This window comes from Paenibacillus sp. JT31N17, assembly GCF_056269255.1.
The window spans coordinates 177,429-199,703 of the sequence record NZ_JBWDNP010000006.1; the positions used below are offsets into that span (position 1 = coordinate 177,429).

16 protein-coding genes are annotated in these 22,275 nt (G+C 47.4%); 6 read left to right on the top strand and 10 right to left on the bottom strand.

The genetic code is table 11. From position 1 onward, the window contains the following. Positions 1-226 precede the first annotated feature (226 nt). Entirely contained in the window at positions 227-649 is a 423-nt protein-coding gene (locus AC0YOB_RS20565; protein ID WP_475794342.1) for a DUF1801 domain-containing protein, read from the top strand. A 14-nt stretch (positions 650-663) separates the two neighbouring features. Here AC0YOB_RS20565 and AC0YOB_RS20570 read toward each other — a convergent pair whose 3' ends face one another. Beyond that, positions 664-963: a MazG nucleotide pyrophosphohydrolase domain-containing protein gene (locus tag AC0YOB_RS20570; protein WP_475794343.1), complete on the bottom strand. Its 300-nt coding sequence runs from the start codon at positions 961-963 to the stop codon at positions 664-666. A 395-nt stretch (positions 964-1,358) separates the two neighbouring features. Between AC0YOB_RS20570 and AC0YOB_RS20575 the strand changes: the two genes are divergently transcribed. The 4 genes from AC0YOB_RS20575 to AC0YOB_RS20590 all read left to right on the top strand — a co-directional run bounded on the left by AC0YOB_RS20575 (position 1,359) and on the right by AC0YOB_RS20590 (position 5,855). Continuing rightward, positions 1,359-2,249: a helix-turn-helix domain-containing protein gene (locus AC0YOB_RS20575; protein ID WP_475794344.1), complete on the top strand. Its 891-nt coding sequence runs from the start codon at positions 1,359-1,361 to the stop codon at positions 2,247-2,249. An 85-nt stretch (positions 2,250-2,334) separates the two neighbouring features. Further along, positions 2,335-3,258 carry an ABC transporter permease gene (locus AC0YOB_RS20580; RefSeq protein WP_475794345.1) on the top strand — a complete coding sequence of 308 codons (924 nt, stop codon included), beginning with the start codon at positions 2,335-2,337 and terminating at the stop codon, positions 3,256-3,258. A 21-nt stretch (positions 3,259-3,279) separates the two neighbouring features. Continuing rightward, on the top strand, positions 3,280-4,173 hold the full coding sequence (locus AC0YOB_RS20585) for a carbohydrate ABC transporter permease (protein WP_475794346.1): 894 nt from the start codon (positions 3,280-3,282) through the stop codon (positions 4,171-4,173). Between the two features lie 47 nt (positions 4,174-4,220). Continuing rightward, positions 4,221-5,855: an extracellular solute-binding protein gene (locus tag AC0YOB_RS20590; protein ID WP_475794347.1), complete on the top strand. Its 1,635-nt coding sequence runs from the start codon at positions 4,221-4,223 to the stop codon at positions 5,853-5,855. A gap of 116 nt (positions 5,856-5,971) precedes the next feature. On the opposite strand, the gene AC0YOB_RS20595 is transcribed toward AC0YOB_RS20590, so the two are convergent. The 8 genes from AC0YOB_RS20595 to AC0YOB_RS20630 form a co-directional block, all read right to left on the bottom strand. Then, on the bottom strand, positions 5,972-6,838 hold the full coding sequence (locus tag AC0YOB_RS20595) for a carbohydrate ABC transporter permease (protein WP_475786169.1): 867 nt from the start codon (positions 6,836-6,838) through the stop codon (positions 5,972-5,974). Between the two features lie 16 nt (positions 6,839-6,854). Continuing rightward, the gene (locus tag AC0YOB_RS20600) at positions 6,855-7,739 is read right to left on the bottom strand and encodes a carbohydrate ABC transporter permease (RefSeq protein ID WP_475786168.1); all 885 of its coding nucleotides are present in this window, start codon (positions 7,737-7,739) and stop codon (positions 6,855-6,857) included. Positions 7,740-7,762: 23 nt separating this feature from the next. After that, positions 7,763-9,085 carry an ABC transporter substrate-binding protein gene (locus AC0YOB_RS20605; RefSeq protein ID WP_475794348.1) on the bottom strand — a complete coding sequence of 441 codons (1,323 nt, stop codon included), beginning with the start codon at positions 9,083-9,085 and terminating at the stop codon, positions 7,763-7,765. 158 nt (positions 9,086-9,243) lie between these two features. Continuing rightward, entirely contained in the window at positions 9,244-10,446 is a 1,203-nt protein-coding gene (locus tag AC0YOB_RS20610; RefSeq protein ID WP_475794349.1) for a response regulator transcription factor, read from the bottom strand. Continuing rightward, complete coding sequence (locus AC0YOB_RS20615; RefSeq protein ID WP_475794524.1) at positions 10,404-11,693, bottom strand: sensor histidine kinase; 1,290 nt, start codon at positions 11,691-11,693, stop codon at positions 10,404-10,406. Before AC0YOB_RS20615 ends, AC0YOB_RS20610 begins: the two co-directional genes overlap by 43 nt. A 553-nt stretch (positions 11,694-12,246) precedes the next feature. Beyond that, a complete protein-coding gene (locus tag AC0YOB_RS20620) occupies positions 12,247-15,261 on the bottom strand; it encodes a glycoside hydrolase family 2 TIM barrel-domain containing protein (RefSeq protein ID WP_475794350.1) in 3,015 nt (1,004 codons plus the stop codon). A 126-nt stretch (positions 15,262-15,387) separates the two neighbouring features. Further along, on the bottom strand, positions 15,388-16,539 hold the full coding sequence (gene dgoD / locus AC0YOB_RS20625; RefSeq protein WP_475794351.1) for a galactonate dehydratase: 1,152 nt from the start codon (positions 16,537-16,539) through the stop codon (positions 15,388-15,390). A gap of 13 nt (positions 16,540-16,552) precedes the next feature. Continuing rightward, a complete protein-coding gene (locus tag AC0YOB_RS20630; protein ID WP_475794352.1) occupies positions 16,553-17,197 on the bottom strand; it encodes a bifunctional 4-hydroxy-2-oxoglutarate aldolase/2-dehydro-3-deoxy-phosphogluconate aldolase in 645 nt (214 codons plus the stop codon). 371 nt (positions 17,198-17,568) lie between these two features. Here AC0YOB_RS20630 and AC0YOB_RS20635 point away from each other — a divergent pair, with 371 nt between their 5' ends. Continuing rightward, the gene (locus tag AC0YOB_RS20635; protein WP_475794353.1) at positions 17,569-18,234 is read left to right on the top strand and encodes a FadR/GntR family transcriptional regulator; all 666 of its coding nucleotides are present in this window, start codon (positions 17,569-17,571) and stop codon (positions 18,232-18,234) included. 139 nt (positions 18,235-18,373) lie between these two features. Here AC0YOB_RS20635 and AC0YOB_RS20640 read toward each other — a convergent pair whose 3' ends face one another. After that, on the bottom strand, positions 18,374-22,243 hold the full coding sequence (locus AC0YOB_RS20640) for a heparinase II/III domain-containing protein (protein WP_475794354.1): 3,870 nt from the start codon (positions 22,241-22,243) through the stop codon (positions 18,374-18,376). Positions 22,244-22,275: the final 32 nt, after the last annotated feature.

Genomic DNA, 22,275 nt, shown 5'->3' on the forward strand with positions numbered 1-22,275 from the left:
AGCCTCCTATAATTGGTTATTTATCACAATTATTGTGACTCCTTAAACCTAATTCATTGGCAGTTTTACAGCAATAGGATTTTTTTGCAAACAAGATAGTATTAATTCAATAGAATAGTTCAAGTTAATTTTCGGCATCCGCATTTCCGATTTTGACAGCCTGTCTGCATACATGATACTGTAACGTTAAAGTCCTGCACTGTGTAAAGTAAGGGAGATCCTGCCTATGTATGAACAGAAAACAAAAGAAACCGACAACTCTGTTATTGAGTTTATTGAAAATGTCGAGAATCTTAAGAAACGTGAAGACGCCTATAAGCTGCTGGATATATTTACAGAAACGACTGGTTATCCTGCGAAAATGTGGGGCACCAGTATAATCGGGTTTGGTTCGTATCACTACAAATACGATTCTGGTCACGAGGGTAATGCCCCGCTCGTTGGCTTTTCACCCCGAAAAGCCAAGATCAGCCTGTATTTTGCGACAGGCGACACGGAGCGGGAGGCGCTATTGCAGAAGCTCGGAAAACATACATCAGGGAAAGCCTGCGTCTACATTAACAAAGCAGATGACATTAATCATGAAGTTTTGAAGGCATTGATTAACCAATCTGTAAAGTTTCTGAATGAGACCTACCAAAAACAATAAAGTGAACTATTCCATTACCATGTCCTGGTCTTATTGATCTCTGTCTTTTTCTGAAAAGACTGTTCCAGGTCGATATCCAGCTTGTTGGCAAGGTCGCAGATATTCCACACTATATCGTACATTTCCAGACCAAGACGATCTTTGATTTCTTCCATCTTCTCATGATCCGGATGATAGGAAATATGCAATAGCTCCTTGACCATCTCCCCTACTTCGGTAACCAGAAAAAGCGATCTTTGTTCAATGGTAGACTTGTCGAATCCCTTCTCGATACTGAATTCTTTGGTATGTTTTTGCATCTCGGATATTTGCATGATTGAACAACCTTCCTTGTCATCATTATTATTTATGCATGAAACACTGAAATTTAACCCGTTGATAAAGTGAGGCACTCCATGATAAGGAGCGGCCCCGCTTTTTTTTTTGTGTTGAATGATTAAACGACCCATCTTTTCTTTGATTCAATCTATCTGGCTGCCTCTTAAAGCTCCATTCCGTTTATTGCAGAAACACACGATACATTATACTATTAACGCCGTGTCAGTTGAATAGATCAACAAAATGGAAGCCATTATTAGCCTCTTATTTGCAGAAACCAAATATGGTTAACAATGGTATACTCTAAATATAAATAAGCTGTAAAGACTGCTCCATTATGGGAGAACCTTATTATTCAACAGACTTGAATAAATAGTAAGGAGCGATGGGCATGGCACAAGCATATTCTTCGGAAATCCCGAAGGAAAAACTGATATTAGCAAAAAAATATCCCGTTCAGGTTGTCGACACGATTGGCGTCAACGCCCACTACCAGAGGCTTCATTGGCATGATATATTGGAAATCAACTTCATTAAAGCCGGGACAGGCTATTACATCATTAACGGACAGACGTTTGAATTTCAGCAGGGAGATATTTTGCTCATTAATTCAAATGATCTTCACCGCGCTTACGAGACAAAAGATCTGGTCATGCAGGTCATATCGTTCGATGCTTCCTGGTTTATGAGCAGCCTCAGGTACGATCCCGTCATCCTGTCGCCATTCAAGGAGATGGGGGTTAGTTTTACGAATCTGCTCGACCGGAATAATCAGCAAATCGGGATGCTCCGCTCGCTTCTGCTGGAAATTCAGGATGAGCATAACCGTAAAGAAAGCTCCTATGAATCCATCGTTTACTCCATTATGCTCCGTTTCCTGGCTACCGTTAACAGACACTTCCGCAATACAAGCATGAACCGCGCCAAACAGGCCATCAACGCCCAGCAATTAGAGAAAATACGCAACGTCATTCATGCGATGGAGGAAAATTATACCCATGCATGGACGCTGGAAGAGCTTGCCTCGCTCGTTTACCTCAGCCCCTCCCGCTTCAGCGATCTGTTCCGGTACGCGGTCGATACTCCGCCTTTGCTTTATTTGATTCATATCCGCCTGGAACGCGCTATTGAGCTGCTTGATAGCAATACGATGAAAATTATGGATGTTGCCCATGAATGCGGTTTCCGCAGTTTATCCAATTTCAATCGCCTGTTTAAGAAGCATATCGGAGCCTCGCCTAAAAAACTCAAGAACCAAGAGTGGAAACAAACAGTAAGATAGTGTTGCTTTATAAGCGATTTGATGGAGAATAACGGCATTTGTCCCTCTATAATAAGGAAATAACGAATTGTTAAGGGGGAATCAGATGCTGCAGACGAAAACCTCCAGACTGACACGTTTGTGGCAGCAATGGGATATTCAACTCATGGTAGTGCCGGCATTGCTTTTCATATTTGTGTTCAGTTACATCCCGATGTACGGAGTATTGATGGCTTTTCAGGACTACAGCATATTCAAAGGTTTTCTAAACAGCCCCTGGGTAGGCTTCAAGCACTTTGAGATGTTTTTTCAGGCACCTGAGTTCTGGACCATCATGCGCAACACGTTAGTCATCAGCATGCTGAAGCTTGGCGTCGGTTTCCCGGCTCCCATTCTATTGGCGTTAATTCTGAACGAAATCGGTCACCGCACCTTCAAGCGCATCGTGCAAACCATCAGCTATTTGCCCCACTTCCTGTCCTGGGTGATCGTGTCCGGATTCGTCATTTCCATGCTTTCTACGGATAATGGCAGTATCAACATCCTGCTGCAGGCGCTTCACATTATTGACGAGCCGCTGAATTTCCTGTCGATTCCCGAATACTTCTGGGCCATTCTCGTGGCGACTGGAGTGTGGAAGGAAATCGGTTTTGCCTCTATCGTTTATTTAGCCGCGATTGCAGGCATAAATCCTCATTTATACGAGGCCGCCTCTATAGACGGAGCCAGCAGAATCAGGCAGATTTTTGCCATCACCCTCCCTTCAATTATGCCGGTCATTATCGTATTCTCGATTCTGGCAATCGGCAATCTGTTGAACGCCGGCTTCGAGGATATTCTCCTGTTAGCCGCAAACCCTGTGCTCCGCGACGTCAGCGATGTCATTGAAACTTACGTATACCGCGTCGGCATTAACAACTCCAGGTTTTCGTATGCAACGGCCGCCGGGCTCTTCAAAGCCGTTATCAGTGTCGGACTTCTGGCAGGCGCCAACTATCTGGCCCGGAAGTCAGGCAACAGCTTATGGTAGCGGGAAAGAGAGGGTAAAGCTATGAAACTGTCATTAGGCGACAAAACATTTGTCGGAATCAATTATTTTTTGCTGACGCTGCTTGGCTTTACCTCCTTTTATCCATTCTGGAACGCTGCCGTTATTTCATTCAATTCCGGTACAGATACCATGCTCGGCGGCATTACGTTCTGGCCCCGGGTGTTCTCCCTGCAAAATTACGAGGTCGTATTCAAGGACGAACGGCTGGTCAATGGCTTTATCATTTCCGTGCTCCGCACGGCGGTCGGAACGGCCTTGTCGATTTCCGCCACCGCCATATTCGCCTACGGCATGACCAAAAAGCAGCTGATAGGACGCAAATATTACATGATTATGTGTATTGTCACGATGTACTTCAGCGGTGGCCTGATTCCGAGCTATTTGCTCATCCGTGAGCTGGAATTAATGAACACCTTCTGGGTCATGGTCATCCCGGGCATTATCAGCGTCTGGAACATGATTATTTTCCGTACATTTTTTGCGGGCATTCCAAGCGGTCTGGAGGAATCGGCGCAAATTGACGGCTCCTCCAACTGGGGCATCCTGTTTCGCATCATCTTCCCCTTATCCGGCCCGGTCATTGCGACATTATCGCTGTTCACAGCCGTGTATCACTGGAATGACTGGTTTACGCCAGGCTTGTACATATCGAATGTGGATCTTCTCCCTATTCAAACGAAGCTTCAGCAAATTCTGAACTCCAATATTATGGCGGAGCAGATGGCCCAGATGGATTCAGCGGCGCAGGGCCGGTTAAACTCGATGAAGGCCGTAACGACCAAATCCTTGTCGATGGCTACAATGATGGTCGCGACCGTACCGATTCTATGCGTCTATCCTTTAGTGCAGAAATACTTTGTGAAGGGTGTTCTTATCGGCTCTTTGAAAGAATAAGCGAGGTTAACGATTATTGCCAGTAATCAAGGGGAGGGAGTTTGGAGATGCAAAAAATCAAAAGAACGTATCAAGCCGCCTTGTCAGCCGTACTCGCTGCCGCAATGGTTATAACGGGATGCTCCGGCAACAACGAGCCGTCCCCGGGGACAAACGAAGGGGATCCCCCTGCGGAAACTTCCTTTGTGTTAGGCGAGACGCCGCTCGATTTTTCCTTCTATGGGCATTATGACTGGTATACGATGCCGAATTGGGGCGAGGATTCCGCTACCAAGTGGATCCAGGACAACAAAAAAATCAACATTACCCCGATCAGCTCAGGCGGCAACGCCCAACAAAAGTTCAATACGATGATCGTTTCGGGCGAGCTGCCCGACGTCATCTGGATGGAACGCGATGCCGATGTCGAGAAGCTTCGTTCCGAGGGTATGCTCGTGCCGTTCGATGAGTACCTGGAGAAATACCCCAATTTGAAAAAATGGGCCGGAGAAGATGCGATTGACATGCTGCGGTCCCCAGACGGCAAGCTTTATCAATTCCCGAACTGGTATACGACGCAGCCTAACGGCAATGCAGGCTATGTGGTAAACAAGAAAATTTACGAGGAGCTTGGTTCCCCCAGCCTGGAAACGACCGATGAATTGTTTGATTACCTGAAGCTGGTTAAGGAAAAGTATCCGGATGTCGTACCGCTTGAAGTCGGGCAGAGCGCTTCGGGTATCGACATTCTGGTATCGGCCTTCGCGGAAAACCGCCCTCCCACATTCAACGCTATGATGGCGGTACCGTCCGGCGATAAGTTGACTTCCCTCTTCACCGATCCGGTCTACCGGGAATTCATCCAATTTGCCAGCAGGCTGTACCGGGAAGGGCTGATTTCACAGGACTCCTTCACGCAAAAGCTGGAGCAGGTCGAGCAAAAGGTCTTGACCGGCAAAATCGCAGTATTCATCGCATCCAGTCCAACCGAATTCGGATCCATAGGCAACACGCTCCTGAAGGAGCAGGACCCTGACGCCGGTTACATAATGGTTTGGCCGGTGCATAAGGAGGGTCTTGACCGCAACAAAATTTTCCCTGGCGACTACACGCAGCTGGGCTGGAACGTCAGCGTCATAACAAAAGCAGCCAAAGATCCGGAGGCCATCTTCGCATTCCTCGACTGGTTTACCGGCCCTGAAGGCCAGCGCATCATTATGTGGGGACCTGAAGGCTTATACTGGCAAGGCACGGATGAGAATGAATATCCTCTTTTCAACGATGCGTTTGTAACGAAAGCGGCTGATCGCGAGAAATTAATGTCTGCTATTGTGAACTTTCAATGGAACGGCAACACCGTATATGTCGATAAATCCAAAATGAAATTCGAGTCCACCCTTCCGCCCGAAAAGCGCAGCTGGGATACGTACTGGCAGTCAGAAATAACGTGGAAAACCCAGTTTAATACAACGGAATTTGTAAACCTGACTCCGGCGGGCGATACGGAAGAAGGCATTGCCCAGCAAAGCGTATTCGACATTTATGAAAAAGCAAGAGCAAGTTCCATCATGAATGCGAAAACCGACGAGGAAGTATCCGCCGTCCTGGATCAGGCCGAGGCCGATGCGCAGCAAGCGGGCTACGGGAAGCTTCTGCAATATAAGACGGAAAAATGGCAGGAAAACAAGAGCAAGCTTGAATAAGTAATCTCCATGGTGCAAAAGTCGCACCGTAGTGCGACTTTTGCAAAGCGATGGGTGGTCCAGCCCGCTCAACTTATTTAGTCCAAAGTATTCTTAATCTCGACGCTCCGCTTTAACTAGCCCTTTACCGCTCCCTCAATCATTCCTGCAATCAATTGCTTCTGAAAGATTAAGACAATGATTAACAGAGGAAGTACGCTTATGACCGAACCGGCCATGATGAGATGGTATGGCGTATTATTACTATCTTCCAGTGCTTTGAGCGCAACAGATAATGTCATATGCTCTTGAGATCTCAAGATAACGGAAGGCCACAGGAAGTTGTTCCACTGCTTGACGAACAGGATAATGCCTAATCCCGCAAAGCCCGATTTTAAATTCGGCAATACAATTCGACGGAAAAGCTTGAATTCACTGCAGCCGTCAATACGTGCTGCTTCCAGCATCTCATCCGGAAGCGATGTACAATATTGACGCATGAAAAATATACCGAAGGCGTTTGCCAGGTCGGGTAAAATTACTCCCCAGATGTTATCTATTAAATGTAAGCCTTTATATATTGAGAATAACGGGACCATCGTAGCCTCGTGAGGAATCATAAGAGAGGCAAGTACGAATATGAACAAAATCTTCTTACCTTTGAAATGATACTTCGCGAAGGCAAAACCGCCCAAACCGCAGAACAGTAATGCAATCAGCGTCGAAGTCGAAGACAGCAAGAAGCTGTTCCATGTGATGATGCCGAATTTCCGATTTACAAATAGCTCCGTGAAATTCTCCCAGTGTAGTGTTAATGGAATCCAGATCGGCGGATTCACAAATATTTCACTGATATCCTTAAGTGAAGAACTGAACAGCCAGAACAGCGGGAATAGTGTTGCCAGTGAAATTAAGGTCATCAGTATGAAGGCCAGCGTCGATGTCCAGCCCCGCTTCGTACTGGATGCGGCAGCTGCTCGACGCAGGGTCACCGTTTTTTCCATGAATTTTCCCCCATTCCTAATCTTTATCATCGAATACGCGCATCTGAATTAATGAAATCGCCATCATCAGAATAAAAAAGCAGACGGCAATCGAAGATGCGTATCCGAAATTAAAGTTTTGGAAACTCTCATTATACAGCATTAGAATTGGGGTCAATGTCGAATTAAGCGGTCCGCCCTGAGTCAGGATAAACGGCTCTGTAAACAGCGAGAAAGTTCCAATCGTAGAAAGCACGGTACAGAACAAGAGCATTTTTTTGACCAATGGAATCGTGATAAGAAAAAAGCTCTTCAATTTGGTTGAACCATCCACATACGCCGCTTCATACAAATCCTTAGATATGCTCTGCAGTCCCGTCATAAGCAGGAGCATATTGTAGCCAATCCACCGGTACAACACCATCATCGCTACGGAAATGCGAGCCCACCAGGGGGATTCCAGCCAAGGTATCGGACTATCGATCAGCCCCATATTGTCAAGTACAGTGTTGATCAAACCATCCTGGGTATTAAACAGCAAGACGAACACGAATGATACAGCCACTACCGATACAAAGTTGGGCACAAACAGAGCCATCCGAAAAAAGCCTTTCCCAACCATCCAATTGGAATTCAGAATGGAAGCAAAGATAAGTCCAAGAAACAGCATTATCGGCACATACATCAAGAAGATAATCGAGCTGTTCCAGAGGGATAACCAAAAGTTCTTATCCCCGAACAGCTCAATATAATTATCAAATCCGATCATCGTCTTCTCGCCAGAACCATTCCAGTCCGTAAAGCTGATATAGAACGAATACAGAATGGGATACAAAGAGAAGATGAAAAACAATATGAAATAGGGTGATATGTATATATAGGGAGCAAACAATAACTGCTTGTTCCATTTGGAAGTCTTCATATCGTCCCCTCCTGACATGTTAATTAATTTCTCTTCGTCTTGCTGCGAAGCTCATCCGCCATTTCTTTCAGCGCCTGCTCAGAGCTAACATTATTGAGAAATACTTTAGCCCATACATCGGTCATCAGCTTGTTTGCCATTGGAAAATCGGACGTATAAGCGAGCGGATACGTATTTGCAAGAGATTGGGCGTACACTTTACGAATCGCTTGATTATTGAAATAGGCCGACGTTTCTTCCATCGATGCATCATCATCCACCATCAGAGCCGGAAACAGGCCTGCACCCGTCATCATTTTCACTTGCGATTCTTCATTGCCAAGCATGAATTCAATGAAATCCCAAGCCTCTTCGGGATGCTCGGAGTTTTTGTTGATTGCCAGATTCGCTCCACCCTGGTTAGCACCGGTATAGGTATCATCCTTCGACCATTTCGGCATCATCGTTACAGACCATTTCCCCTTGTCTGACGGAGAATACTGATTCTCAATTATCGCATCATGCCATGAGCCCCCAACAACCGTAGCGATCTTCCCATCACGAATACCATTACCCCATTGATCCGTGTTCGCACGAGCATCGAAAACAAGCCCATCTTTCTGCATCTTGATCAGGAAGTCTGCCGATTCCTTCACTTCCGGAGAATCTACGGCTACCTTTCCCTGTTCATCGAAGTACCACAAGCCACGCTGCCACAGCATCGATTCAAACATCCGGCTGCTGGAATTTGTCTTGGAATCCCCGTACATGAAAGCTCCTGTTTTCTCTTTGACCAGCTTGGCAGCCTCATAATAGTCATCCCAGGTCTGAATCTTCTTGGCGACCTCTTCGGGATCGGTAGGAAGACCAGCTTGGGCAAACAGATCATTACGATAGAACATCACGACCGGACCGCTATCCCAGGGCATTGCGTATATTTTCCCATCCCGAGTTGCATCTTCCCATTTATAAGCACTCATCTTATCCTTGTAAGGCTCCACGCGCGAGGTAATGTCCAGCAAGGAATCGATTTGTACGATTTGAGATAGATTAGTGGACTCCACAGCTACAATATCCGGTACCTCATCTTCCGTACTTGAAGTAATTAAATATTTGGAGTACAGGTCGGTAGACTTCATGGTTTGAAACTCAATCTCGATATTCGGATACTTGGCTTTGAAAGCTTCCATATTCAGATCCAATCCGTCTTTTGCCGTTTCCCAAATCCATACAATCAGCTTGACCTTCTCATCGCTTGTTCCCGGATCATTCGATGCAGCCTGCTTGGTGGAGCTGGAGCAAGCGCTGGCCAGTAAAGAAATCATGAGACAAGCAATGAGTACATACAGCGTACTTTTTCTTTTCATAAGTCGTAACCCCCTAGTCATTTCTTCATTCTTATCATAAATATTTTGTAAGGGATTTCATACCGACAGACGTTTGATATTAGTGTGATCTTTTCCGATAAATAAAAAAAAAGCCCGGAGAACCCAGGCTATTATCGTCTATTTGTTTGAATGAATCGTCATTTTGTTAGTGTCCGGTATTGCCCTGGCGTAAGCTCAGCACGCTTCTTAAACCATTTCGAGAAATATTTAACATCGTTAATACCTATCTTCTCCGCCACTTCCTCTGTCCGAATGGTGGTAGCCGTCAGCAGTTCCTTGGCTTTCTCCAGCTTGCGCTCTGAAATAAAGGATATAATACTGCACCCAGTAGCTTCCTTGAATATCGTGCTGAAATAACTCCGGCTAACTCCGATATATGTCGCCACATCCGCAGCTCGAAGGTCTGAATCCAGATGCTGGTCAATATAGTCGATAGCTTCAATAATATCTTCCTTATGCGCCTTACTTAACAGCTTGTTATGACACTCCACTCCCCATAACCGATACAGCTTGCTTACGGCAGCGAACCAGTCCTCCACGCTTGTAACGGGACCTGCCTGCCGCCACTCGATCGTATTGTCCTGAAATTTCATCTCTATCAGTTTGGATTGTACGATGCCCAGTAATTGTTGATCACACACAATGAGGTCCGAATAGGCGTCTATTTCTAACGGCTTCAATTGATCCTGGTGAGCCATAGACAGGTCCTTCCATTGTTTCTGATAGGATCGATTAACGGTTTCTTTCTCCTTGGGGATGTATAAGTGAAAGATATAAGCCCCGGACAGCATCCAATTCCACTGCAGCCGAAGATGCTGCATAAGATGCTCTTTTGCCGCATGACCGCGATGATGAAGCCATGTACCCAGAGCTTCTGCAGACTGATCCTGTTGATTCTTCACCACAGACAGAGAGGTCTGCTGCTTCGCGGTCATCTTCTCAATCTCTATGCGTACACGGTTCAGGGAGTTATCAATATGCTCATCGTCCATATCCGTCTTAACAATGTAATCGCTCACCCCAATTTGAATCCCATGCCTGGCATACGCAAAATCCCGATGACAGCTCAGAAACAGAATGGCAGTCTCTGGCGCTTCTTCTTTTATCTTCTGGGCCAGCTCTATTCCATCCATCTCCGGCATGACAATATCGGTAATCACCAGCTGGGGACGATACTTCAAAAATTTCTGCCAGCCGAGGCTCCCATTTGGCGCATCGTCTACAACGGTCATTCGATGCTTCTCCCAATCAATGGTCATGCGCAGGCCTTTACGCACCAGTTGTTCATCGTCTACAATTAATACTTTGAGTGGGGATTTAGCTCTCTCGATATTGGCCATGTCAACGTCACCTTCGTTCCTATATTTCTGTTTGATTCCAACGTTAGGCCGTATGCGTTACCGAAATGAAGTTTAAACCGTTCATCCACATTTCTTAGACCCAACCCGCCTTGCTTACCCGGAATCTTCATCCCGGAATTTATGAACTCCATATGCTCCAGCTTGACCCCGATCCCATCATCCTCAAGCTCCATATATAATTCACAATTGACAGTGAAAATTCTCATGTTAATGTGACCAAGACCATCCCGAAATCCATGGAAAAATATATTCTCAAGTAATGGCTGAAACACCATCCGGGGAACCAGACAATCGTCAAGTCCCGGTTGTATGTCAAACTCACAGGTGAAAACATCTTCGTACCGAAACCGCTGAATCTCTATGAAATGGCGAGCGATCTCCAGTTCCTTGTGAAGAGGGATAAGCGTCTGTTTGAAGTTAAAGCTTCCGTCCAGAACCACGATTAAATGCTGCAGCATTTTAAGGATTTCCGGCTGATGGGCTAACTTTGCTTTCCACTGTATAGAATTCAATGTATTGAATAAGAGATGCGGATTGATCTGGTAATGCAGCGCCCTGAGCTCTGCGTCGCTTTTCAGCTTCTCCGTCCGGCTAATCTCGTGAACCAGGCCTTGTATCTGACCGGTCATCCTGTTGAAGGTTTCACTTAGATAACCAAGCTCATCCGATGACATCACCGGTGTTCGTATCAACAAATCTCCATCACCAAATCTACGCATCGATTGGGCCAGCTTCATAATCGGCCTTGTAAATCGGAACGAGAAGAAGCCTGCCATTATAACCCCCACGATGACAGCCAATACAGCAATAAATAGCGAGTATTGCAAAATAACTGTGGAGGATTCGTAGAAAGTGGCATAAGGAATTCTCGCTTCCACAATCCAGTCTTCCGTATCCAAGGAGCGGGACCAGACAATATCATCATCCTGATTCACATAATCGGAGGACGTCTGCAGCAGAATCTCCCCCGACGCATCCATGATCAGCAAATGGGACTGCATATCCTTCTCAAAAGCTCTGATCAAACTCAGTATCGTATCCGCTTTCATATCAATCAATATCCGGCTCCCGCTGGGAAATCCAAGACCATTCTTAAGCGGCACGATCAGGCTGATCGCATAATCATCATTAGGCGTCGAATAGTAATCCGGAATATGGATCACGACATGTCTATTATTGTAAGCGGATACATACGACCAAAAGGACGAACTTGCCAGGTTATCCATACTCACTGAGCTATTCCCGATGACTCTTCCCGAAGGAGTTATAACCGCCACTTTAAAAATATTGGTACTTTCAATAGAAGACAGGTAATTTTGAAAATCTCTTTCTTCAACGTATTGTGCATAGGTTGTTGGAGGCTTGTCACCAATGAATATGGATGATGCTATCATATAAGCTAAGATATTCCCTGTAATTTGGTCCATCTGCTTGATATTGGAATCAAAATGCAGCTTTAGCTGCTCCACTGCATACATGCCATAGCTGCCAAACTGTGAATTAACGACTTTGGACGATTTATGATAAGAAAAATAGCCAAGTGTCCCTAACGGCAGTACGGCAACAATGAAAAAGATAAGCAGAAGCTTAGTTCGGACATTTCCAGCCATCCTGATCCAAGACAATCTTCCCTTAAAGCCGCTCATAATCAATACCCTCTTCTAGCTGGTCATTTTATATGCTGAATATTGAACCATCACAGTATATCAAAAAACACCTTTAATTTGAACAAATGGTGTCCCTAAAGTTTTCGCTTCGGGGACACCTTCTATCTCGTGCTTATTCATCTTCCTTAAAAACAGGCATAATATTAATCTCAAATGTAAACTGCTTCTCGTCCAGCCGGTAGACTTCCAGAAGCTCCGGCCCGCAGGAGTTGGAGCCTGCACCGCTCATTTTATAGTCCAGATGTACGATGGTCTCGTCACGGCGGACGAGTTCATAGGCATGCATCGCATGGGTCAGATCCTCCGGAGTATAGTGGGAAGCATTAAATGAGAATGGTTTAGCTCCCGAGAACTTCAACCCCATCCCCTGCTCATTGGATACGGTCACCCAATCGGTGCCATTATGGGATCCGTTCTCCTGCGGCATAATGTATGGCGTAAACAAATCGTCAACTGACGTTAAATATTTCCCTTTTCGCGTGCTTTGCTGTTTATCGATATAGCTCTCATGAGGACCATTTCCGAAATACTCCACTTCCTCGGTTCCTGCCGGCATCGTCAGCTGCACTCCGAATCGGGGAAAGAATAAGAGATCCTCCCGAACTTGAGCTTCAACCTTCATCCTGATCTCGCCATTGCCGGTCACACGCCAGTATCCTGATCCATTCAACACAGGCGGTTTAGTGTGACCGCCCAAAGAGAAGGTAACTTTAATATCTACAAATGACGCCCCCTGATCTGTCACACTTGCCTCGTATATATGCATATGTGCGCGATCATAGCCTTCTTCCAGCCACTTTGCCTTAATCTTACGGTCATTATCAATTGGGGCTCTCCAGATGTTGAAGCTCAGCGGCTTCTTGATCATATCTACGCCATGTCTGGACACGGAGATAAAGGTTCCGTTGTATAAATCAAACACATGACGGAAATCAAAGCCTTCGATGATCAATTGTTGACCGGCCTCCATCAGTTTGATTGGCGGATAATTAACCGCAGGTGCCGGCAGTGACAGCCTTTCAACAGGCAGCTCAAACTGTTCAAAAGTCACTTCATGACCCGCACTCGCCCAGACCGTATCCTGCTTCAAACGACAGGACAAGGTCAGCAGATAGGTTTCATTGGATGCCTCTGGCCATGAATAGTCGAGCTTCACTGCCCTCGAGGTATGCGGAGCGATCAGTTCCAACTCCAGCTGGCCTTGTTCGGAGAGTTCTCCTTCTTTCTCCGTCTTCCAATACAGTGTCAAGTGAGAAAGATCAATAAAATCATATAAGTTCGTTACCTGGATGTATCCTTCCTCCAGGTTCCCCGCTTCCAGTCGAATCGGGGCTATCACCTTCTTCAATTCGAGAAGACCGGTATGTGGGAGCCGATCAGGTGAGACAAGCCCATCAATACAAAAATTGCCGTCATTGGGCTGATCACCAAAATTACCGCCATAGGCGAAATAACGCGTTCCATCATTATTGGTTGTCAAAATACCGTGATCGGACCATTCCCATACACAACCGCCCATCAGCTTTGGATATTTATAGATGACATCCCAATAATCCTTTAAATCGCCGGGACCATTTCCCATAGCATGGCTGTATTCACACATGAACATCGGCTTCTTACTGTTCTCATCCTTGGCGTAGGCCTCAATATAAGCCGGGGAGGAATACATTCGGCTCTCCATATCCAGCACAGCCGTATCGGGACTTCCCAAATGTCTCGGGTCGGAGCCTTCATAATGAACAGGTCTGGAATTGTCTCTTGCCTTCGTCCATTTAGCCATCGACATATGATTGGCGCCGTACCCGGATTCATTACCCATGGACCAAATCACGACAGAAGGATGGTTCTTATCACGCTCTATCATACGCTCTGCCCGTTCGACAAATACATGCTCCCATTCCGGCAAACACGTCAGCATATTGAAATTGCCTACTGCATGAAACACCCCGTGACACTCCAAATCCGCTTCATCTATCACATAGAAGCCATATTCATTGCAGAGCTGCAGAAAACGTGAATCATTCGGGTAATGAGACGCTCTTATCGTATTAATATTGTGGGATTTCATCAGCTTCAAGTCTCGAATCATATGATTGACCGGTATCGTTTGCCCTAGCTGCGGGTGAGAATCATGACGATTTACTCCCTTTAGCTTCACAGCCATACCATTGATTTTGAATACCCCGTCAATAATCTCCACCCGTCTGAAGCCGACTGCAAAATGAAGCACTTCGTCCGAAGCATAAATATATAATTGATACAAATATGGAGTTTCGGCAGACCACAGCTTAGGCTTGTCTATCTGGAGTTCGATGCTCCCCTTGCCATCTACGGTAACCGTTCCCGATGCCTGGATATGGCCTTCTCTGTCAGTAAGCTTCACTTGAGCTTCCAGCGCACCGATTGTATCCAGCTCACAGATTATTGTTCCAACTTGATAATCGCTTGCCAATTCCATACGATTGAACAGGTCCCGAACATGGGTCTGATTGCGTGCCAGCAAATAGACATCCCGAAAAATCCCTGAGAATCTCCACAAATCCTGATCCTCGATGTAAGAGCCGTCACACCATTTCAAGACCATCACAGCAATCTTGTTAGTTCCAGCTTGCACATAGGGTGAAATATCAAACTCCGCAGGCATGCGGCTACCCTGACTATACCCCACCCATTTTCCGTTGATCCATAGGTAAAAACAGGAATTCACACCTTCGAACACGATATACTTTTGTTTGCCATCCCAATCGCTTGATAGATTAAAATCCCGTACGTATAAACCCGCCGGGTTAGCATTCGGTACATACGGCGGATCACAAGGAAACGGATAGTTCACGTTCGTATAGTGAAGCTGGTCATACCCTTTGACCTGCCAGCATGAAGGGACAATCAGGTCATCCCAACTGCTGACATCTGCATCCATCTGATAGAATCCATTCTCTACATGTTGAACCGACTCATGATATTTAAATTTCCAGCTGCCGTTAAGTGTACGGTAAAATGGAGACTTTCCCCGCTTTTGTCTCAAAGCGGATTCCGCATCCCCGTAAGGTATATAATAAGCTCTTGCCGCTTCTCTGCTCTTCTGAAGCACGCTCAAATCTTCCCAATATCTCGGTACATTAATCATGCCTTTTCTCCTCATAACATCGAATTAGGTATACGCACCATTCATTGTAATCGATAGTAAAGGGCTCTCATACCGACACTTGTTTGATTGCAGTGTCATTTTGTTTGAAGTGATGGTCTTTTCATCCTACCACTCGGCGACCGACCCGTCCTTATGTCTCCATATCGGATTTCTCCACCTGTGCGGAGATTCCGACGCCATCTTACGGACATACTCCTCATTAACTGTAATACCGAGACCCGGACCCTGCGGAATCTTCACAAAACCGTCCTCATAGGAGAATACGCCGGGGTCCTTTACATAATCCAGCAGATCATTTCCCTGGTTGTAATGTATCCCGAGGCTCTGTTCCTGAATGATTGCATTATGAGCGGTTGCGTCAACCTGCAGACAGGCAGCAAGTGCAATCGGACCCAGAGGACAATGGGGGGCTACTGCAACATCGTAAGCCTCCGCCATCGCGAAGATTTTCTTGCACTCTGTAATTCCGCCTGCATGCGATAAATCTGGTTGAATGATATCCACGTAACCGTCTTCCAGCAATGATTTGAAGTCCCAGCGCGAGAACATTCTCTCTCCCGTCGCAATCGGCGTACTTGTATGATTCGCAATATCCCGGAGTGCCTCGTTATTCTCCGGAAGCACGGGTTCTTCGATAAACATCAGCCTGTAAGGCTCGAGTGACTGGGCAAGCACCTTTGCCATGGGTTTATGAATACGGCCGTGAAAGTCTACGCCGATGCCAAAGTCCGGACCGGTGGCAGCTCGGATCGCTGCTACCCGTTCCACGACCTGATCCACCTTGTGATAGCTATCGATATACTGCATCTCTTCCGTAGCGTTCATCTTGATTGCTGTAAAGCCTGCATGCTGTTTGTCCAACGCCGCTTGTCCAACATCACTCGGTCGATCCCCGCCGATCCAGGAATAGACACGCATCGAATCCCGGCATGCCCCGCCAAGCAGCTGATATATTGGAGCATTGTAATATTTCCCCTTGATATCCCACAACGCCTGGTCAATTCCGGCGATCGCGCTCATCAGTATGGGGCCGCCGCGGTAGAAGCTGCCGCGGTACATGACTTGCCAATGATCCTCAATGCGAAGCGGATCTTTCCCGATCAAATGATCCATGAGTTCATCTACAGCCGCTTGCACCGTATGAGCCTTGCCTTCGATTACGGGCTCTCCCCATCCAACTATTCCTTCATCCGTTTCAATTTTCAAGAACAGCCACCGGGGCGGTACGATAAAAGTTTCAAACTTTGTAATTTTCAAATTTAACCTCTCCCTATTCTCTCGCTTTTTGGATTTCCAGTCTGAATTGCCGAGCTAAATCTGTAAGCTCATCGTACCGTTCCTCTTCAATCGCACTCTTGTTCGTTAAAGAACTCCCGATGCCGACGGCCGCAGCGCCTGCATGAATAAATTGGCCCGCATTGTCCAAGGTAACTCCACCCGTTGGCATCATCGGTATATGTCCTAATGGAGCCGACAGCTCTTTTATATAATTGATGCCCAGTGAGGAGCCCGGAAAAATTTTGAGCATGTCCGCACCATATTGATACCCCTTCACGATCTCGGTCGGCGTCATAACCCCTGGAATCGAGATCCTGCCATATTGATTGGTTAGACGGATCGTAGCTTCATCCAGGATCGGAGAGAATATAAAATCAGCGCCAGCTTCGATCGCTGTCTTCGCTGTTTGTTCGTCTAATACGGTACCTGCGCCAACCAGGACCTTCCCTTCATATCTCTCTTTCAAGCAGGCAATGATTTCATATGCCCGGTCTGTATCAACCGTAACCTCCAGCGCTTCTACGCCGCCTGCCACCAGTGCATCCGTAATCCGGATAACCTTGTTATACGGGGGTCTTCGAATAACTGCAACGATGCCGGAATCCTTTAACTGCTGCAGCTGCTCCGTTTTGTTCATGATAATTCCACCTCTTAGCGTGCCGCATTTTTTTGTTCATCCTGTATCAATCTATTCATAAATCCGGCAGCGAAGCCGTCTCCCGCATCCACCGGATCAACCTCCTATCCTCCTCCTCCGCCATAGCGGCAGGCAATATAGATCATATCTACATTTAATTGATCTATTAAATATGTAAAAAAACCCGATCTATAATAGCATTTCACAACTAAAGTGACTAAAAAACCACAACGCATTGTTCATAGATCGGATCTTTATGAAGGTATCATAGTATCTTTATTTCAAGATGTCAATACGTTTTATTATTAGGAGAAGCTTGTACGATTGTGTTAGTATAAACCTAATATGAAGGTACACAGGGGATTGTTACAATGAAAAAAACGACATTCGCAATGACAGTTGATGTGCTTGAGCAGAAAATTAGAAGTGGGGAATGGCCGCCTGGATCACGCATTCCAACCTTGCAAGAAATCTCCAGAGATCTGGCAGTTAGCGTATCTACTATAAGAGAAGCGCTGCGGACTCTGGAAAGCCAAGGAAACGTCAGTATCGAGCATGGACGGGGAATGTATGTACGCAACGATCCATTATTGTTGGAAGATCCTACAGCAGATCTTAAGGAATTGGGGGATATTTCTCTTGTCAAATTGCTGGAAGCCAGATTGCTCATTGAGCCCAAACTGGCTGCCCTAAGCGCAGAGCATGCCACACACTCCCAAGTCAAGCAGCTGCGTGCGCTGGCTGACTCTATGGTTAACCAGATGGAAGAAGGGGGTCCATTTCTGGATACCGATCTTTCCTTCCATCATCTCATTGCAGAGTCAGCACAACACCCTGTCCTACTTCGCATGATGGAGTCAATCTATCCACTTCTCTCCGAAGGTCGCAAGCAAACTAACACCCTGCCTCATATGCGTACCAAGGCATCCAATTATCACATCTTAATTGCGATCGCCATTGAGGAACGACACAGTGAGCAGGCAAGGCAGCTTATGCATAGTCATATCTACGACATGCTTGAGGCATTAAAGAAATAACAATGGGGGTAAACGATATACCGAAATGGTCAAGAATTTTGCAGATTGGCAAATAAAAAGGTAGGGCAACAAAGTCATGAAAGACCTTGTTGCCCTACCTGAGATGTATCCCGTCGATCCATATACATCTTTCGCCCATTCAGTTCACTACAATTTGCAGCGTACCCGCAATGCGTATACCGCCTGACTCTATGGTCGTGCCAATGACAGCGGTGCCTTTGTTATGCGCCTTCAAGACATCCTGCCCGTTGACGCTAGCGACCTGATTGTGACTGCTTTTATACTTCGCATCATAACCGGACAAATCTACATTGGTGCCATCCGGGTAAAACCCCTTGACCTCCAGCTTGACTGATTCGTTCCTGAATAACTGCGTCTTGTCGGCTATGATCTTTACCTCCGAGAGCCACCGCTTCTGTCTGGCCAGTGGAATGGTAAATGCGTTGCCTGCGCCTAAGTCGTAGAGGAAACCCTGCGACATATCCGTCGAATCGGCGTAAGAACGGACGAACGTTGTGTCGCCTATATCGAGCACGTACAGTCCTTCACTCAGCGCCTTAATCCCGCGGATCATATAAGCCGCGCTGCGCACTCCATCGTTCTGAACGTAAATCATGGTTCCGGGCAAGCTGTCTGGCTCCAATCCCTGCAAATCGAGCTGCACCGTCATCCGGTTCTGCCGGGAAAGGTCTTTCGTGAAATCAACGATAGTGCCTTGAAGCCTGCTTATGCCTTCATTTGCAAAAGATGCCCCGAAACCCTGCATTCCTACCTTGCCTATATAAGCACCGTCATTGACATAGGAATAAAGAGGCTGACCGTCTTTTTCCGAATATATCCCAAACGTGCCCTGGAATCGAATTGATCCGTCAATCGTATAAACGGCGTCCCGGTTCAAGGAACTGACGATATAATCGATCCGGCCATCCATCAATTCGACTTTGACGGCGCGAACATCCTTCAAGCCTTCAATCGCAGAGTCCTCACCCGATACTACCGCCACCGGGGAAATGCTGCGGATGAAGCGCTGCTCCTTATAAGGCTCGATGACCGATGTGAACGTGCTTTGCAGATTTGTTCCGCTGCGATGGGCGATCAGGTATTTAATGCTCTGCGGATTTCCCGGCTTGTTTTGAGGCGGAACTCCGTCGGCAAGCGCGACATCATCCACATCCCCAACCATGGTCAGCCTCACATGCAGATCCTCCGGCTGAGGCAGCACCTTCCATGTGTCCATCACATCATAATCGACGCTGAATGAATCTGCCGGATTGTCGTCGCGCTCCACATTTTTAAGCCAGTGGAAGCCCGCACCCGAATATCCGGCGCCGGAGACGCTGTCGTCCGAAGGACGCTGGCCAAATGCAATATCCGGACCTGCATACGTCCCCGCTGCCTGCGGCGTCAAGTTCAGCCCGACTGCCGTAACCGGACCTTCCGCAGCATGAAAGCTGAAGTGATGCTCGCTGCCGCCCTTGACCCGGAAGAAGTCGACGAGGTAAGAATTGGTTTCATCCACGCGGACCATCGCTGTCGTACGCTTATATAATTGTGTCTGAGGATAAGGCTCAGGTGCTTCGACATCCATCAGCTTCACCATGGAGCTGTTATCGTACAGCTTGGGCGTACCGTCCCATTGCGGTTGTTGTTTCTGCTTGTCGACAAGCACTGTATTATGGCTGATCGTGTTTTGAACCCATTCGAACCGGTTCACATCGGTTGCGTTCGCCTGCTCGGGATAGCCCAGATCCGGTGCAAGATCCAGCCCGAAGCCATATAAGCCCAGGTTCAGCGTATCCCTGTGCCCGTGTCCGCCGCTTCGTCCGTAGTAGAGCCAAGCGGCGCGGTCCGTATCCGGACCCGCTCCATCGCGCAAGCCCGTAAACCCATATCCGGTCAAATTGCTGCTCCCGAGCTTAAGCGGGCCTAGTGTCTCTATTATCGACTCAATGCTGCTTGCCACCTTATCAGGTTCAGGAGTGTAAACATCCGAGTGAATCCCCTCTGTGCTGCCGCCATTAAGCATGTAAGCCAGTTGGGCGTAAACAGGGTCGTTGAACTTCTCGAAGGCTTGTATGGATTGGGACTTGTCGACCAGGATGCCGGGTTGACCCGTCGTTCCGCTGTCGCCGATGGAAGGCGTATATTTGTCAAGCATCAGGAGCGGATACATCGCCTGGAACATCTTTTGAAACTTGAGGTTCTCGTACAAGTCGGCCGCCGGATATTTGTCGTAACCATCGAGGGCATTTGCCGCTTCGAGGTAGGTGCTCAACCATAAGCGGTTATAACCCGGGCCTGCTTCATTGCCATGCCCGTCCCGGTCAACATCGTTCACCAGGCTGTACAGCACGTTCCCGCCCGTCACACGGCGGGGGATTTCGTTAATAAAGCCGCCTGCCTGGAAAGTATAATCCAGCCACAACTTGGTTTCGGGCAGCGTATCGTGAACGACGGCCGCCAAGGCGACAGCGCTTTGATGGAAACCGTTATTGCCCCGGAGCTGATCCCAATAAACGCCTGGCTGCACCTGGCGCAAAATATTATCCTCGATGCTGCGGCGGAGCCCGGTACCGTTTTCTTTAAAAGGCAGATCGAACTGCTCTCCCTTGGATCTCAGGAATTGGACAACTTCTGGGTCGTCGTATACAGGGAAAAAGACGTCATAAGCGGTGATAAACGATTTGACAAGTCCGCTTTCCCAGATCGAGCCAACTGCTTTGCCGTCGCCCGTTCCGCCATGCGAATTCACATAGATGGCATTGCTGAATTGAGCGACATCCAATGAGGGGTAGACATCGGCGATCCGATTGAGTAGAATGGCTCCCGCACGCGCATATTTCATGTCCCCTGTATAGATGTAAGCATCCCGAAGCGCATTCAAACCGCCCTGAATATTTGCCGGACCTCCATACCAGGCGAACCAGTGGGCGTAACAGGCGATAAACGTATACCGTTTATTCGTTGCCGGATCGAACCAACCGTAACCATCGTCAACTCCCCAATCCGGACCTTTCTCGGGATAAAGCGTGTTTAAGAGCAGACTGCGATCGGCCAGAGAAGGATCGAAATTGTTATGTTCATCCAAGCCGCTGCGATAGTAGGCGCCGAAGTCATTGGTGGGAAATTTATACCCGCTAGCCGGGTCCGTAATTTTCCACGGCTCGTTAAGAGGGTCCGCCTTCCAGGGATAATTCCCGTAGGACTTCAGATCACCCGACACCGGGCTGAAATTCCCGCTCAGCTGATTCGTGTTATAGCTGCGCGGGACAGCCTGCGTCGGCACAAGGCTCCACAATTCCTCGTAACCCAATGCCGCATAAGTGTCCGCTTTCATCTTCACGGTGTTCAGGAGCGATGCCGCCCAGTCGAATTGCCGGACATTATTTCTCGCGGCATCGAGTTTAATCTGGTTGTAAAGGGTGCTGCGCGTTTTGCTGCTTGTGACAGCGTCCAGATCGGTCAAGACAAGCCGTGAGGGATACATGAATGTCCCTTCGCCGTTTCCCATCCCGCTGCCCTTTGATTTCACCGTGATCTGGAAGGTATGCTTGCCCTCTGCTAACTGCAGCTGGTCAATATATAGATCCGCTCTGGGATATTGACCCGTTACACTGTAGAAACTATACTGGCCCTGACGGATTCCGTCTATGCTCAGATCAGCCGTGCCGCCGTCCGAAGCGGTCATTCCGCCCAGCTTCACGCTGTAACGGCCGGCTTGCGCCACCATGAACTCGAACGTCCGCGACGGCTCGGCCAGGGTCGAATGAATCTGCACTCCGCTGGCGGCAGATGTTACCCGGGGCGCAGCATTTGGATCGCCGAGAAGCGCAACGACAGGGCCGGAAGCAGGCTCTGTTCCGAAATGGTACACGGTTGTGTCCGGCATAATGAATTCCTCTGTCTCATCCGACGCATTGGAGATGCGCGGATCTTGGAATGAAAATAACGAAAGCATAATCAAACAGCACAGCACCGTTGATAGCCGCCTGCGAATCTGTACAATCATTCATATCCCTCCTCGGTTTTGGAAACGATTTT